Below are 15,171 nucleotides of genomic sequence, written 5' to 3'. Positions count from 1 at the left end.
AAGTTCAGGGCGCCGGCAAGCGGCGCCCTTCGATGCGTTCAGTGAAATGCCGTTGCCGGCCGGCCGCGTTGCCCGTCCTTAACGGCAAGCCGCTTTTCCGCCAGCACTCCGAAGGCAAGGCCCAAGGTTGTCCAGAGGATCACATGCATGCCGAGCGAAGTCGTGCGGAACCGCCAGAGGACCATCGCCGAGAAGTTCTCCGGCACCTCGTTGATCGGCGGCAGCAGATAGAGCACGACGCCGATGAAGACGAGATAAGCGATTCCGGCGATGATCGCGCCATTCCAGAGACCGAAACGCCCCGCGAGGCGGCGCGACAGCGCCACCGCGGCAATCAGCGCGGCGAGCGAGACGACGATCATCAGGAAGAACAGTTCGGTCCTGACGCCGATCGTATCGGGATTGCCGACCGCCGGCGGGTTGGCCGGATACTTGATACCGGGAACGAGGACGATCGCCACGAAGGCGGCAATGGCGATGACGGCCGAGGTGCCGCGCGCCGAAAGGCTGCTGAAACGGCCGTGCACGAAAGCGAAGGCGAGAGCGAAGAGCCCGCCAACGGCAACGCTGTAGGCCATGACGCCGGTGAAAAGGCCGAGACCGGCCTGCGTGGCGCGGCTGACGATTTCAGGTTCGGCAGCTTCACCGGCCGCCTGGGCACTCGCCTCCTCGAAGGCGATCGCCGCATCGACCAGCGGCTCGCCGAAGATATGCGCAAAAGCGAAAACGAGGATGCCAGCAATCAGGCCCGCGAGCATGCCGCGAAGCAGAAGATTTCCAACCATGTCAGGAACTCCCCTAAAGCATGTCGCGCAAAAGTGTGCAGCGATTTTGCGATAACGACATGCGAAAACAAAGACCTAAAGTGAGGCGCGAATCTGAAAGATCGCGACGCGCTTTAGTGGCAGGGAAAGCCGAGGAGATGACGGCCGTCATGCACGAATTCGTGCACATACATCCCGTTGAACAGCGCCATCGCGCCTTCCTCGGTGCCGACAAAATAGAGAACGATGAGCATCAGCAGGCCACCGAAGATCGCCCATGGCAGGATCTCTCCCAGGGGGATCGGCGCCGGTGCCGCGACGGGCGCAAAAGTGGTGTCAGACATGTATTCCTCCGGGAATGACGCGTTCAGTCGAAAGAGTGCTTGTGCAGTAGGGTCTGACTTCCAGCGCGAAGAGCTTTCGACACGCTGGTCACAGTGGCGCGACCGCGCCGGATTTCCACCGGCTTCCAAACCCGCAACAGCACGGTTATATCTGCACGCCGAAGAGACTGTCAACGAAACTTCACAAGCCGGCCAAGGGCCGTCCTGCGCCGCTACAGCCGCACTCCGGGAGATCAGAACGACCGTGAATACGCGCCTCACCTGGATCTGCCACGGCGCGACGATGGCGAGCCGCAAGGCCCTGTTCCCGCTCGACGAACCGCTGGAAGGCAAGGCGGCGGAAGAAGCCGACAGGATGGCCGCCCTGCCCCGCGCCGATCGCGTTGCCACGAGCCCCGCTTTGCGCGCCCGCCAGACTGTTGACGCGCTCCGCCTCCAAGCCCGGATCGATCCGGCGCTTCGCGACTGCGACCATGGCCGCTGGGCCGGCAGATCGATCGCCGCGATAGAGGCGGAAGAGCCTGAGAGCCTCATGGCCTGGATGAGCGATCCGGAAGCGGCCCCGCATGGCGGCGAGAGCCTTCTTGATTTGAGAACACGCGTCGCCGACTGGATGGAGAGCGAATCCGCCCTCGGCGGCCATGTGATCGCCGTCAGTCACGCAGCCGTCATCCGGGCGGCGGTCGCCCATGTGCTTCAGGCGCCGCTCTCCTCTTTCTGGCTGAGCGACATCGAGCCGCTCGCCGTCATTCGCATGACCAGCAATGGACGACGCTGGTCTCTGCGCTTCCAGCATTAGAGCGCCGTGCGTCCTTTCGGACGCACAAGGACGCTCGGACACTTTCAATCCTCGCATCGCGCTGTCCGAAAATCGATTCCGATTTTCGGACCGATGCTTTAGCGAGTCCTGATCATATCCAGCCTTACACAAGCAAATCGCGTCATCTCTGTTGAACCCGGTTTCGCGGGGACTACTTCCTTATCCCAAGGAGATGGAAGAATGACATATGATTGGAGTGGGGAGCGCACGCGGCGCCTGCGTTTGATGCGTGTCGCCACAGTCACAGTTCTGGTCGGTCTCATCGTCAGCGTCCCGCTGCTGATCGTCACCGCCTGAAGCACGAAAAAGGGCGAGCGATGCCATGGCACGCTCGCCTTCGTTTTTTCCGCACCTGCCATTCTGCCAACCACGAAGAGGGCTCGCTCGGCGTTTTCCTCTGGCGCCAACGGTCCCTCGACGGCACATCAGGAGGCTGAAGCCTCGGATAATTCGCCTTCTGGTTTCAACGAACATTTCAGACTTTCGTGCTACTTCCGCGAAGGGTGGAGATGGAGAAGGCGCAGTGCCGGTATTTTTCCAGAGCAGGGCCGGAAGGCAATGTGTTTCGATCGTCGGGTTCGGGATTACTCTCTGGCTCCTCTGCACCCTGTTGCAGCTTGACGACAGCCTTGTCTACTTCATGACCGGTTTCGGCGAGTACGGCGCCGACAAGCTCGTTCTGGCGCTCGGCATCGCCGGCGCCATGAGCTTCATCTATTCGGTGCTGCGCATAGCCGACCTGCGCAAGGAAACGGAACTGCGCGCCACCGCCCAGGCAAAGGCCGATTGGACCGCAACCCACGACCATCTCACCAAACTGCCGAACCGCTACGCCTTCGAGCGCAAGATCCTCTCGCGGCCGATCAAGGACGATGAGGCCGAGATCGAGGAGTGGGATCGCAACGTCACTCTCTTCTCCGTCGACCTCGACGGCTTCAAGAAAGTCAACGATCTCGTGGGCCACAAGGGCGGCGACGTCCTGTTGATCGAGGTTGCCAGACGCATCTGTGCACTCGGCAATGCCGATTGCGTCTATCGCTTCGGCGGCGACGAATTCATCGTCGTCGCCTTCGCCCTGACGGCGCAGCGCGAGGAGCGTTTTGCCAAGCTGCTGATCCAGGCGGTCACCCGGCCGATCCATATCGATGGCTTTGCCGTCGAGGTCGGCGCCAGCGTCGGCTACGACCGCTGGGCCGAGGGAGCCGAACCACTGGAAGACGCCGCCCACCGTGCCGACCTCGCCATGTATGAGGCGAAATCACGCGGACCGAACCACTATTTCGTCTTCGAACCTTCGATGCAGGACAAGGTGACCGAACGCGCCGCACTGGAAACCAGGCTGCGCGCCGCGATCTCCAACAAGGCGATCAAACCCTTCTACCAGCCGCTGATCGATCTGAAGACCGGCCAGCTCTGCGGCTTCGAGGCGCTGGCGCGCTGGATCGGCGACGATGGCGTCAACATCCCGCCGCCTGTTTTCATCGGCATCGCCGAGGAAACCGGCATGATCACTGCATTGTTCGAGGATCTTCTCGCCCAGGCCTGCAGCGACGCACTCACCTGGCCGGAGCATGTGATGTTGTCTTTCAACGTCTCGCCGGTGCAGATGGAAGACAGGCTGCTGACCTCCCGCATCCTCAAGGTGCTTTCGGCAAGCCGGTTGCCGCCGCAGCGCCTGGAAGTGGAGATCACCGAAAACGCGCTGATCCAGGATCCCGCCATCGCCGCCGTCATTCTCGACGAACTGCATGCGGCCGGCATCCAGATCGCGCTCGACGATTTCGGCACCGGCTATTCGAGCCTCGCCCAGCTCGCCCGCTATCGTTTCGACAAGATCAAGATCGACAAAAGCTTCATCGCCACCTATCGCGACGACGAACGCCAGGAAAAGATCGTCCGCGCCATGCTCGGCCTCGGCCGGAGCCTCAACATCAAGACGACCGCGGAAGGCGTCGAGGAGCATGGGCAGCTCGCCTTCCTGCTGCAGCTCGGCTGCGACATCGGCCAGGGCTATCTCTTCGGCAAGGCGATGCCCGCCGCCGAGGCGGGCATCTTCATCAGCGATCGCAATGCCAGTCTGGCCTCGACGGCCTGACGGGACGTCTTAAAACACCTGGCGCAGGATCACGAAGAGCAGGAAGGCGATCGCAATCGAGGCCGGCAGCGTCAGCACCCAAGCCATCAGCATGTTGCGCACGGTCGACCATTGCAGGCCGGAACCGTTCGCCGCCATGGTGCCGGCGACGCCTGACGACAGCACACGTGTGGTCGAGACCGGCAGGCCGAGATCATCGGCCGAAGCGATGGTGACCATCGCACGACTTCGGCTGCCGCGCGGCGGCAAAAACACGTGGAGGCCCGAATATTCCCTTTCCGTCAGGAGGCCCGACGCTAAGTTCAGCTATCGTCACGCCCGCGCGGAGTCTGAGAATGTCATCGACCGACCTCCTCCTGACCTTCAATGCCGGTTCCTCGACCGTCAAGATCGGCATTTTTACGATGGAGGGTGATGCGGCGCGACGCCTCGGCAAGGGCGTGATCGATTTCCGCGCCGAACCGCTCTCGCTCGGCCTGACCAGGGGATCGCAGACATTCGAGATGCCATTGAAGGCCGAAATGACGGAAGACCTGCACGGCGTTATCGACGAGACCTTGGCGCATCTCGTCGACCATTTCGACACGACCGCCACACGCGCCGCCGGCCACCGCGTCGTCCATGGCGGCGATCGCTTCACGAAGGTGATCGCCCTCGACGACGCAGCAATCGATGCGATCGATGCGCTGACCCCGCTTGCGCCCCTGCACCAGCCGCAGGCGCTGCGTTTCATCCGCGCGCTCCGGCATCTGAAGCCGCATCTCACCCAGACGGCCTCCTTCGACACCGCCTTCCATGCCACGCAGGACGATCTCGTTCGCCGCTTCGCCATTCCCCGTGCGCTGCATGACGAGGGCGTCAAGCGCTACGGCTTCCACGGCCTCTCCTATAAATTCATCGCCGGCGAGCTTGCCCGCAAGGCGCCACGCGCGGCAAAGACCGTCGTCGCCCATCTCGGCAGCGGCGCCAGCCTCTGCGCGCTGGACGGCGGCGTCAGCCGCGATTGCAGCATGGGCTTTTCGACGCTCGACGGCATCCCGATGGCGACACGCCCAGGCCCGCTCGATCCCGGCGTCATCCTGCATCTGGCCGGAGAGAGAAAACAGTCCTTCGAGGCGATCGAAGACCTGCTCTATCACCGCTCCGGCCTGCTCGGCGTCTCCGGCATCAGCGCCGATACGCGCGATCTGCTGAAGGATGGACGGCCGGAGGCGCGTCAGGCGATCGACCTCTTTACGTTGCGCATCGCCGGCGAGATCGGCCGCATGGCGGCGACACTCGGCGGCCTTGACGCCATCGTCTTCACCGCCGGTATCGGCGAACATCAACCGGCGATCCGCGCCGGCGTTGCCAAGCGGCTGTCCTGGCTTGGCCTTGCGATCGACGAAAAGGCCAATGCCGCCAATGATTTCACGATCAGCACTGGGGAAAGCCGCATCGCCGCTCATGTCATCGCCACCGATGAGGAGCAGGTCATCGCCGACGAGGCGCTGACCCTTCTTCGTGGTGGATGATCCAGATCAATAACAGGCTGACGCCGGCCGATAGAATTGACGTTGAACACGTTTTCGAACGGGAGAAATCCATGGAAAAGCATGTCTCGACCGCCGCCCTGACCGATGCCGAACTCGCCCTGATCGACCGCTATTGGCGCGCCGCCAACTATCTCTCGGTCGGTCAGATCTATCTGCTCGCCAATCCGCTGCTGCGCGAGCCGCTGAAACCGGAGCACATCAAACCCCGCTTGCTCGGCCATTGGGGCACGACACCCGGCCTCAACTTCATCTATGCGCATCTGAACCGTCTCATCCGCGCTCGCGACCTCGATATCATCTACATGTGTGGCCCCGGCCATGGCGGGCCGGGCATGGTCGCCAACACCTATCTCGAAGGCATCTACAGTGAAATCTATCCCGATATTTCCGAGGATACGGAGGGCATGCGCAAGCTCTTCCGGCAATTCTCCTTTCCTGGCGGCATTCCGAGCCACGCCGCACCCGAAACACCGGGCTCGATCCACGAGGGCGGCGAGCTCGGCTACGCCCTCGTCCATGCCTATGGCGCCGCCTTCGACAATCCCGATCTGATCGTCGCCTGCGTCGTCGGCGACGGCGAGGCCGAAACCGGGCCGCTGGCGGCGAGCTGGCATTCCAACAAGTTTCTGAACCCAGCCCGCGATGGCGCCGTGCTGCCGATCCTGCATCTGAACGGCTACAAGATCGCCAATCCGACCATTCTTGGCCGCGCCAGTCACGAGGATTTGCAGAGCCTCTTTGAAGGCTATGGCTACGAGCCCTTCTTCGTCGAGGGTCACGAACCGCGCGACATGCACCAGCAGATGGCCGCAACCTTCGACAGGGTCTTCGATCGCATTCGCGAAATCCAGGAGGAAGCACGCAATGGCAAGGCGCCCGATATCTGCCCGCGCTGGCCGATGATCGTGCTGCGCAGCCCGAAGGGCTGGACAGGACCGAAGGAGGTTGACGGCAAGAAGGTCGAAGGCTTCTGGCGCTCCCACCAGGTGCCGGTCTCCAACTGCCGCGAGAATGACGGCCATCGCAAGATCCTCGAGGACTGGATGCGCGGCTATGATCCGGAAGACCTGTTCGGCGCCGACGGCCGGCTGAAACCGGAACTGCGGGCGCTGGCACCGGCCGGCGAACGCCGCATGGGCGCCAATCCGCACGCCAATGGCGGATTGCTGCGCAAGGAGCTCGATGTTCCCGATATCAGCGCCTATGCGGTCGAGATCGGCAAGCGCGGCAGCGCCATGGTGCAGTCGACGGAAATCCTCGGCCATTATCTGCGCGACACGATGAAGCGCAATGCGGAGGCCGCCAACTTCCGTATCTTCGGTCCTGACGAAACGGAATCAAACCGTCTCGGCAGCGTCTTCGAAGTCACCGACCGTGTCTGGATGGAGGATATCGAACCCTACGACATCCACCTCTCCCGCGACGGCCGTGTCATGGAGGTGCTGAGCGAACATCTCTGCCAGGGCTGGCTTGAAGGCTATCTGCTGACCGGCCGGCACGGCCTGTTCTCGTGCTACGAAGCCTTCATCCACATTATCGATTCCATGTTCAACCAGCACGCCAAATGGCTGAAGGTGACGCGCGAACTCGAATGGAGAAAGCCGATCTCGTCGCTCAACTACCTGCTGACCTCCCATGTCTGGCGCCAGGACCACAACGGCTTCAGCCACCAGGATCCCGGCTTCGTCGACCTCGTCGCCAACAAGAAGGCCGATATCGTCCGCATCTATCTGCCGCCGGATGCCAATACCCTGCTCTGGGTCGGCGACCATTGCCTGCGCACCTATGACCGCATCAACGTCATCGTCGCCGGCAAGCAGCCGGAGCCGCAATGGCTGTCGATGGACGAGGCGGTGAAACATTGCGAGGCCGGCATCGGCATCTGGCACTGGGCGAGCAACGAGGACGACACGATCCTGCCCGATCTCGTCATGGCCTGCGCCGGCGACGTGCCGACCATGGAGACGCTGGCTGCCGTCGATCTTCTGCGCAAGGCCATTCCGGAGCTGAAGATCCGCACCGTCAACGTCGTCGACCTCCTGGCGCTGCAATCCAGCGATCAACATCCGCACGGCCTGACCGACGGGGCCTTCGACGCGATCTTCACATCAGACAAGCCTGTCATTTTCGCCTATCACGGCTATCCCTATCTCATTCACCGCCTGACCTATAAGCGCACCAACCACCGCAACATCCATGTCCGCGGCTTCATCGAGGAGGGCACGACGACGACGCCCTTCGATATGACCGTCCTCAACGAACTCGACCGCTTCCATCTCGCCATCGAAGCGATCGAGCGTGTACCCGGCCTGAAAGAAAAGGCAGGCGAAGCGCTCGCCGCCTTCCGCGGCAAACTTGCGGAGCATCACGCCTATGTCCGCGAGCATGGCGAGGACATGCCGGAGGTGCGGAACTGGACGTGGCCAGCGGCGTGAAGCGAAAACCAAACAGGACCGCAGCGAACCGGCCCGCAGAGATCATCCGTCGGGCGCGACACGTCACGCGCCTTCAAGCCGACCCTTTTCCTTGATGCGCCAGACCCGCGGCGTTTCGCCGGTATATTTGAGAAAAAAACGCGAGAAATAGGCCGGATCGGCAAAGCCGAGCCGAAACCCGATCTGCTGGACGCTGCCAAGTGTGAAAACGAGCTGGCGTTTCGCCTCTTCGATGAGTTTGCCGGCGAGCAATTCATGGGGGGTGTTGCCGGTCATCGACCGGACGATACGGGTAAGATGCGTCGGCGAAACTCCAAGCTCCCTGGCGTAGAAGGACGCGGGCTTGTGCGATCGGAAATGGCGTTGAATGAGCTCGTTCAGCATTTCCAGCCGCCGCTCGTTCTCGTCGGGCGGGAGCTCGTGCATGTTTCCTTGATGGGAAATCCTCGCAGTCAGCCTGAGCACCAAGCCGACATAGGCCGCCAACACCTCGTTGCGGCCGCTGCGCCGGTTTTCGAATTCGTCGCCCAGCCGCCTCAACGTCTGCATCACATAGGCTGCCTCGGCATCCTCAGGATCGAGTAGCGTCAGATGCGGTGTCGCCAGCCATTCGCCGAGCTGGCTTCGCTCGCCAAGCGGATGGCTGAGATGGGATCTCAATAGGGTGATCACCAAGCCGTCGATGTCGCGTGAAAAACGAAAGCCGTGATTGAGCCCAGGCGGGACCGTGATGACTGCCGGCGGCAGGATGGCATGGCTCTTTTCGCCGAAGATCGCATCGCCGGAACCGCCTTCGATGTACAATATCTGAAAGAAGCTTTCGTGGCGGTGCGGGCGAATTTCCCATTGATGCAGGCTGCTGCGGGAGCGAATTGTTTCGCAATGCAACCAAAAATCCGGCCCTCGCCCGGTATTTTCGCCGTAAAGTTCGTAGGTCGGAACATGTTTGCTCATGGGGCTCCTCCCGCACCAATGTTCGATTAGTGCAATTTTTAGGCGGAGATGTCCATTGCTGCGGCGAGAGCGGCACGGCAGAATCTGGCAAAACGCAAAAGTGCAGGGAGGAAGCATTTGCGAACCCAGGTCACCATCATCGGTTCGGGACCGTCCGGCCTGCTGCTCGGTCAGCTTCTCGCGGAAGCCGGTATCGACAATGTCGTTCTCGATCGTGTGAACAAGGAATACATCCTTGGGCGGGTTCGCGCCGGTGTTCTGGAGGAAGGCACCGTCGGGCTGCTGGACCAGGCCAAAGCGGGTGCGCGGCTGCATGCCGAGGGCCTGCCGCATGACGGTTTCTCACTGGCCTTCGACGGACGTGACCATCGTATCGACCTGCACGAATTGACCGGCGGCAGGCGTGTCACCGTTTACGGACAGACCGAAGTGACGCGCGATCTCATGGAGCGGCGCGAAGCGAGCGGCTCCCTATCGATCTACGATGCCGTCAATGTCACGCCGCATGACTTCGACGGCCATTCTCCTTTCGTCACCTACACCAAGGACGGCGCAACACAACGCATCGATTGCGATTTCATCGCCGGCTGCGACGGCTTTCACGGCGTCAGCCGCAAGGCCATCCCAGAAAAGGCGATCAGGAGTTTCGAGAAGGTCTACCCTTTCGGCTGGCTGGGCGTCCTGGCCGATGTGGCGCCGGTGAGCCATGAACTGATCTACGCCAACCATCCCACGGGCTTTGCGCTCTGTTCGATGCGCTCGGCCACGCGCAGCCGCTACTATATCCAATGCGCGCTCGACGAGAAGATCGAGGACTGGAGCGACGATCGCTTCTGGGACGAGTTGCGAAGACGACTGCCGACCCATCACGCCGAGGCACTGGTGACCGCGCCGTCCTTCGAGAAATCCATCGCCCCATTGCGCTCCTTCGTCGCCGAACCGATGCGCTTCGGCCGGCTTTTCCTCGTCGGCGACGCCGCCCATATCGTACCGCCGACCGGCGCCAAGGGGTTGAACCTTGCCGCCAGCGACGTCCACTACCTTTTCTCCGGGCTGATCGAGCATTACCGCGAACGCTCGAATAGCGGCATCGACGCGTATTCGCAGAAGGCGCTCGCCCGGGTGTGGAAGGCCGTACGGTTTTCCTGGTGGATGACGACGATGATGCACCGTTTTCCCGATACCGGTGATTTCGAACAGAAGATCCAGGAGGCGGAGCTCGACTATCTCACCCATTCCCGCGCCGCCTCGACGGTGCTCGCGGAAAACTATGTGGGATTGCCATTCTGACGGGGAGATTGGCGATGGATGCAAGCCACGTTGAACACGGAGCTGGCCGTCCATTGTTTCCGCTCCCGTTCATAACCGTGTGAACATGAATTCCGGGATTTATTTCATTTTACATCACCATTTCGCATGACAAGCTAACGCTCAATTTTGAGAGGTTGGCGGATACGGCGCGGGAGTGCGCCCAAAAGGGAGAGAGAGAATGAAGAAGCTGTTTCTGGCCGCCGTTGCGGCCATCGCCATAGGCACGAGCGCCTATGCCGAGACCATCAAGGTCGGCGTCATCGGCCCGTTCTCCGGTCCGTTCGCGCTGCAGGGCAAGAACTTCAAGGCCGGCATCGACGCCTATATGGCGGTCAACGGCAACAAGGTCGGCAGCGACACGGTCGAAATCGTCTATCGCGACGTACCGCAGGCCGATCCCGCCCAATCCAAGGCGCTGGCGCAGGAACTGATCGTCAAGGAGAAGGTCCAATATCTCACAGGCTTCTATTTCACGCCCGATGCCATGGCAGTGACGCCGATCCTGAAGCAGGGCAACGTGCCGATGGTCATCATGAACGCCGCCACCTCGGCGATCGTCACCAAGAGCCCGCTCGTCGTCCGCACCTCCTTCACCACCTGGCAGACCTCGACGCCGATCGCCAAGGTCGCCTTCGACGCCGGCGTCAAAAAGGTGATTTCGGTCGTCAGCGATTACGGCCCCGGTATCGACGCCGAGAATGCCTTCAAGGCGGGGTTCGAAAAGGCCGGCGGTCAGGTGGTCGAGGCAATCCGCATGCCGCTTGCGACCAACGACTTCAGCCCGATCATGCAGCGCATCAAGGATTCCGGCGCGCAGGGCGTCTTCGCCTTCCTGCCATCGGGGCCGACGACACTCGGCTTCGTCAAGGCGTACAACGACAATGGCCTGAAGGCCGCCGGCATCAAGTTCTTCGCGCCGGGCGATCTGACGCAGGAATCCGACTTGCCGGCGCTGGGCGATGCCGCGCTCGGCATTCAGACGACCTTCCACTACGCGGTGTCGCACGACTCTCCTGAGAACAAGGCTTTCGTCGAGGCGGCTGCCAAAGCGATCGGCAACAAGGCCGAACTCTCCTTCCCCGCGGTCAGCGCCTATGACGGCATGTATGTGATCTACAAGATGATCGAGGCGACGGGCGGCAAGCAGGATGCCGAGAAGGCCGTCGATGCGGTCAAGGGTCTTGCCTGGGTAAGCCCACGCGGCCCGGTTTCGATCGATCCGGAAAGCCGTCACATCACGCAGAACATCTATCTGCGCGAAGTCGTCAAAGCCGATGACGGGACCTATATCAACAAGGAAGTCCAGACCTTCGAGAAACAGGGCGATCCAGGCCTGGCGGCGGCCAAATAACCTACGCCATCCTGATTTGCGACGGGTTTGGCGATTGCCGGGCAGGCTTCCGATCTCCGGAGCTGCCAAGGCGCGCCAAGCCCGTCGCATCGAAGCAAGGTAGTTCCATGCAGACAGTCTTCAGCATAGCCGTCGATGCCTTTGCCTACGGCATGGTGCTCTTCGTGATATCGATTGGCCTTTCCGTCACCATGGGGCTGATGCGTGTCGTCAACCTCGCTCACGGCGCCTTCGCGATGATCGGGGGCTATATCGCCTCCTATGTCGCCCGCGACCTCGGCCTTGGTTATGCCGTGGCGGTCCTCGCCGCCGTTGTGATCACCATCATCGTCGCAATCCCGGTCGAGCGCTTCCTCTACCGCCGGATCTATGGCGCGCCCGAGCTGACCCAGGTGCTGATGACGATCGGCCTCACCTTCTGCATCATCGGCATCGCAAACTACCTGATGGGGCCGACGCTGAAGACCATACCGCTGCCCGCTGCGTTGCAAGGATCAGCCGATCTCGGCTTCCGCACCATTCCCGTTCACCGGCTCTTTGTCATCCTCTGTGGCCTGGCCGTTGCACTCGCGCTCTGGTTTGCGATCGACAGGACGAGCTTCGGCGTCAAGCTGCGCGCCTCCGTCGATGATGCGGCGATGGCTGCAGCACTCGGCGTGCGCACCGAGATCATCTATGCGGTGAGCTTTGCCGTTGCCGTCGGGCTTGCCGCGTTCGGCGGCGTGGTCGGCGCCGAACTCCTACCGGTCGAACCCTATTACGCGCTGCGCTATATGGTCACCTTCCTGGTCGTCGTCTCCGTCGGCGGCGCGGGTTCCATTCCGGGCGCGCTGATCGCCTGCCTGTTGCTCGGCGCGATCGATACGACCGGGCGGTATCTGATGCCTGAATTCGGCGAATTCTTCTTCTATCTCGCCGTGATCGCGATCATCTGCGTCTTCCCGCGCGGCCTTGCCGGAAGGGCGAAATGAGATGGCAATTGTGATCAACAACGAAAACGGACGTCTCCAGCATCGGCGCGGCACCATCGGCCGGGATCTCGCCGGAATAGCGGTCATGGCAGCCATTGCCGCGCTCGGCTATTTCGCCTTCCCCGATAATCTCGCCCTTCTGACCCGGATGATCACGATCGCGCTGCTCGTCCTGTCGCTCGATCTCGTGACCGGTTATTGCGGCGTCGCAACGCTCGGCCATGCAGCACTTTTCGGCTCCGGCGCCTATGCCGCCGGGATCCTGTCGGCACATTACGGCATCAATGATCCGCTGCTGATGATGTTGGCCGGCATAACAGGCGGCGCGGTTGCCGGGCTCTTCTGCGGCGCAATCATCCTGCGTGCGCATGGCTTGCCGCAACTGGTGCTGTCAATTGCGCTCATCAACCTCTTCCATGAATTCGCCAACAAGGCGTCGTCATGGACAGGCGGCAGCGATGGGCTTTCCGGCATCGCGCCGGATCCGGTCTTCGGCCTCTTCGAATTCGACCTTTACGGACATACCGCCTTCTTCTTCGGAATGGCGCTGCTGCTGATCGTCTTCGTGCTGCTGCGGTTCCTGGTCCGCTCACCCTTCGGCATGCTCTGCCGCGCCATCAAGCAGGACCCGCTGCGCGTTCGCGCCATGGGCGCTTCGCCTAAGGCCGCTCTCATCAGGATGTATGGAATCTCGGGCGCGGTTGCCGGTGTCGGCGGCGCCTTAAATGCGATCTCGACACAGGTCGTCGGCCTGGACAGCCTGTCTTTCACCCAATCGGCCGAAGCGCTTGTCATGCTGGTGCTCGGCGGCACCGGTTCTCTCTTCGGCGCGCTCTCCGGCACTGTCATCTTCATGCTCTTTGAAGATTATGTCTCGGCCGCCAATCCCTTTCATTGGCTGACGATGGTCGGCGCGCTGCTGATCGCCGTCGTGCTCTTTGCGCCGAAAGGCCTCTATGGCACAGCCGCGGCCTTCATTGGACGTCGCACGGAGCAACGCTCATGAGCCCCGTCTTCGAAGTCGCCAATCTCAGGAAAGCCTTCGGCGGCCTTGCCGTCACCAACGATGTATCGCTCGCAATGTCGCCAGGCGATCGCATCGCATTGATCGGCCCGAACGGCGCCGGCAAGACCACCTTCGTCAACCTCGTGACCGGCAATCTGTCGCCCGATTCCGGCGAGGTTCGCCTCGGCGGCGAAAGGGTGACGAAAGTCGATGCGATCGGCAGGGTCAAGCGCGGCCTTGTCCGCTCCTTTCAGGTGACACGGCTTTTCCAGGAGATGACGCCAGCCGAGCATGTGGGGCTTGCCGTCCTCCAACGCGACGGAAAGACCGGCCATATGTTCGGAAATTTCCTGCGAATGCCTGACGTCATGGCGGAAGTCGACGATCTCTTGGGAAAGCTCGGATTGGCTTTGCTGATGCATCGCAAGGTCAGCGAGATCGCCTATGGCCAGCAGCGGCTTCTCGAGATCGCCGTGGCACTGGCGCTGAGACCGAAGGTGCTGCTGCTCGACGAGCCGGCAGCCGGCGTGCCGCAGAGCGATACCGGCCGCATCGAGCAGGCGCTTGCCGATCTGCCCGCCGATCTCGCCGTGCTGATGATTGAACACGACATGGACCTCGTCTTCCGTTTTGCAAAACGCGTCATCGTGCTTGCATCAGGCGCAATCATCTTCGACGGCCTGCCTGAAGACGTCACCAAGGATGCGCGCGTGCGCGAGGCCTATCTCGGGAGCTATGCCAATGCCAGCCATATCGCTTGAGGTCGAAAATCTGTCGGCGGGATATGGGCCGACGAGAGTGCTCGAAGGCATTTCTCTCTCCGTGCCGGCGGGCGCACGGCTGGCCGTGCTCGGCCGCAACGGCATGGGCAAGACCACGTTCTTGGCAACGCTTGCCGGCCAGACCAAGCGCTACGAGGGCAGCATCCGCCTCGGCGGTTCGGATGTCACCACGGCAGCCAGCGCGACACGGGCGCATAAGGGCCTGGGATATGTGCCGCAGACGCGCTGCGTCTTCCCGACGCTGACGGTCGAAGAGAACCTTTTCGTCGGCTTGAAGACGCGGCCGAGGACGGCGCTGGAGGAAGCCTATGCCATGTTCCCGCGTCTGAAGGAGCGCCGCCGCAACCTCGGCAGCCAACTCTCGGGCGGCGAGCAGCAGATGCTCTCGACGGCCCGCACCATTCTCGGCCGCCCCTCCGTCCTGTTGCTCGACGAACCGCTGGAGGGCCTCGCCCCCGTTATCTGCGAGGAATTGATGGCTGCCTTTGCCGAACTCGCCAAGACGGGAGACATGACGATCCTCCTGGTCGAACAGCGTATCCAGAGCGCGCTCGATTTCGCCGATCAGGTCGTCATTCTCGAACGAGGGCGACTGGCCTGGGCGGGAACGCCGGAGCGCCTCACCAGCGATCACGAGGCTGTCGAGAGCCTGCTCGGGGTCGGCGGCCTGCATTGACGCACGGCCGGAGCGGCCGATCAATCCCTCGTCCTGTCTTCACCGTTGCGCCGGACAGACAGAGGAATTCATCCAGTATATCGTCATTATGACGTCATCGTTGGCCTGCCACTATTATACTGCCTGG

The 15,171-nt window shown here is 61.9% G+C and carries 13 protein-coding genes, 1 pseudogene and 1 riboswitch; of the genes and pseudogenes, 10 read left to right on the top strand and 4 right to left on the bottom strand.

The window, feature by feature from the left end:
- Positions 1-38 precede the first annotated feature (38 nt).
- Both FHX10_RS28755 and FHX10_RS28750 read right to left on the bottom strand, forming a co-directional pair.
- Positions 39-785: a CbtA family protein gene (locus FHX10_RS28755; RefSeq protein WP_047616574.1), complete on the bottom strand. Its 747-nt coding sequence runs from the start codon at positions 783-785 to the stop codon at positions 39-41.
- Between the two features lie 113 nt (positions 786-898).
- A complete protein-coding gene (locus FHX10_RS28750; protein ID WP_047616573.1) occupies positions 899-1,108 on the bottom strand; it encodes a CbtB domain-containing protein in 210 nt (69 codons plus the stop codon).
- Between the two features lie 13 nt (positions 1,109-1,121).
- Positions 1,122-1,264: riboswitch (adenosylcobalamin (AdoCbl) riboswitch) on the bottom strand.
- A gap of 88 nt (positions 1,265-1,352) precedes the next feature.
- Between FHX10_RS28750 and FHX10_RS28745 the strand changes: the two genes are divergently transcribed.
- Positions 1,353-1,907, top strand: coding sequence for a histidine phosphatase family protein (locus FHX10_RS28745; protein ID WP_063475374.1), 555 nt, complete (start codon positions 1,353-1,355; stop codon positions 1,905-1,907).
- Positions 1,908-2,451: 544 nt separating this feature from the next.
- Positions 2,452-4,023, top strand: a complete 1,572-nt coding sequence (locus FHX10_RS28740) for a putative bifunctional diguanylate cyclase/phosphodiesterase (protein ID WP_047616569.1) — start codon at positions 2,452-2,454, stop codon at positions 4,021-4,023.
- A gap of 9 nt (positions 4,024-4,032) precedes the next feature.
- Here FHX10_RS28740 and FHX10_RS28735 read toward each other — a convergent pair.
- Positions 4,033-4,245: pseudogene (locus FHX10_RS28735) on the bottom strand (inorganic phosphate transporter); the annotation flags it as partial.
- Between the two features lie 113 nt (positions 4,246-4,358).
- Between FHX10_RS28735 and FHX10_RS28730 the strand changes: the two are divergent.
- On the top strand, positions 4,359-5,537 hold the full coding sequence (locus FHX10_RS28730) for an acetate/propionate family kinase (RefSeq protein ID WP_184390640.1): 1,179 nt from the start codon (positions 4,359-4,361) through the stop codon (positions 5,535-5,537).
- 71 nt (positions 5,538-5,608) lie between these two features.
- A complete protein-coding gene (locus FHX10_RS28725; protein ID WP_063475382.1) occupies positions 5,609-7,993 on the top strand; it encodes a phosphoketolase in 2,385 nt (794 codons plus the stop codon).
- Between the two features lie 63 nt (positions 7,994-8,056).
- On the opposite strand, the gene FHX10_RS28720 is transcribed toward FHX10_RS28725, so the two are convergent.
- Positions 8,057-8,947: a helix-turn-helix domain-containing protein gene (locus FHX10_RS28720; protein ID WP_183845193.1), complete on the bottom strand. Its 891-nt coding sequence runs from the start codon at positions 8,945-8,947 to the stop codon at positions 8,057-8,059.
- Between the two features lie 117 nt (positions 8,948-9,064).
- Between FHX10_RS28720 and pobA the strand changes: the two genes are divergently transcribed.
- The 6 genes from pobA to FHX10_RS28690 all read left to right on the top strand — a co-directional run bounded on the left by pobA (position 9,065) and on the right by FHX10_RS28690 (position 15,044).
- Positions 9,065-10,237, top strand: coding sequence for a 4-hydroxybenzoate 3-monooxygenase (gene pobA / locus FHX10_RS28715; RefSeq protein ID WP_063475370.1), 1,173 nt, complete (start codon positions 9,065-9,067; stop codon positions 10,235-10,237).
- A 199-nt stretch (positions 10,238-10,436) separates the two neighbouring features.
- Positions 10,437-11,609 carry an ABC transporter substrate-binding protein gene (locus FHX10_RS28710; protein ID WP_063475369.1) on the top strand — a complete coding sequence of 391 codons (1,173 nt, stop codon included), beginning with the start codon at positions 10,437-10,439 and terminating at the stop codon, positions 11,607-11,609.
- A gap of 107 nt (positions 11,610-11,716) precedes the next feature.
- Entirely contained in the window at positions 11,717-12,580 is an 864-nt protein-coding gene (locus tag FHX10_RS28705) for a branched-chain amino acid ABC transporter permease (protein WP_063475368.1), read from the top strand.
- Between the two features lies 1 nt (position 12,581).
- Entirely contained in the window at positions 12,582-13,586 is a 1,005-nt protein-coding gene (locus FHX10_RS28700) for a branched-chain amino acid ABC transporter permease (RefSeq protein WP_063475367.1), read from the top strand.
- Positions 13,583-14,347, top strand: coding sequence for an ABC transporter ATP-binding protein (locus tag FHX10_RS28695; RefSeq protein ID WP_047616555.1), 765 nt, complete (start codon positions 13,583-13,585; stop codon positions 14,345-14,347). Before FHX10_RS28700 ends, FHX10_RS28695 begins: the two co-directional genes overlap by 4 nt.
- Positions 14,328-15,044 (top strand): ABC transporter ATP-binding protein, encoded by a 717-nt coding sequence (locus FHX10_RS28690; protein WP_097595158.1) that lies wholly within the window; start codon positions 14,328-14,330, stop codon positions 15,042-15,044. Before FHX10_RS28695 ends, FHX10_RS28690 begins: the two co-directional genes overlap by 20 nt.
- Positions 15,045-15,171: the final 127 nt, after the last annotated feature.

Source organism: Rhizobium sp. BK591 (assembly GCF_014195045.1).
Classification (GTDB): Bacteria; Pseudomonadota; Alphaproteobacteria; order Rhizobiales; family Rhizobiaceae; genus Rhizobium; species Rhizobium anhuiense.
Note: the sequence above shows the minus strand (reverse complement) of the source record. Positions and strands in the feature narration are given on the sequence as shown.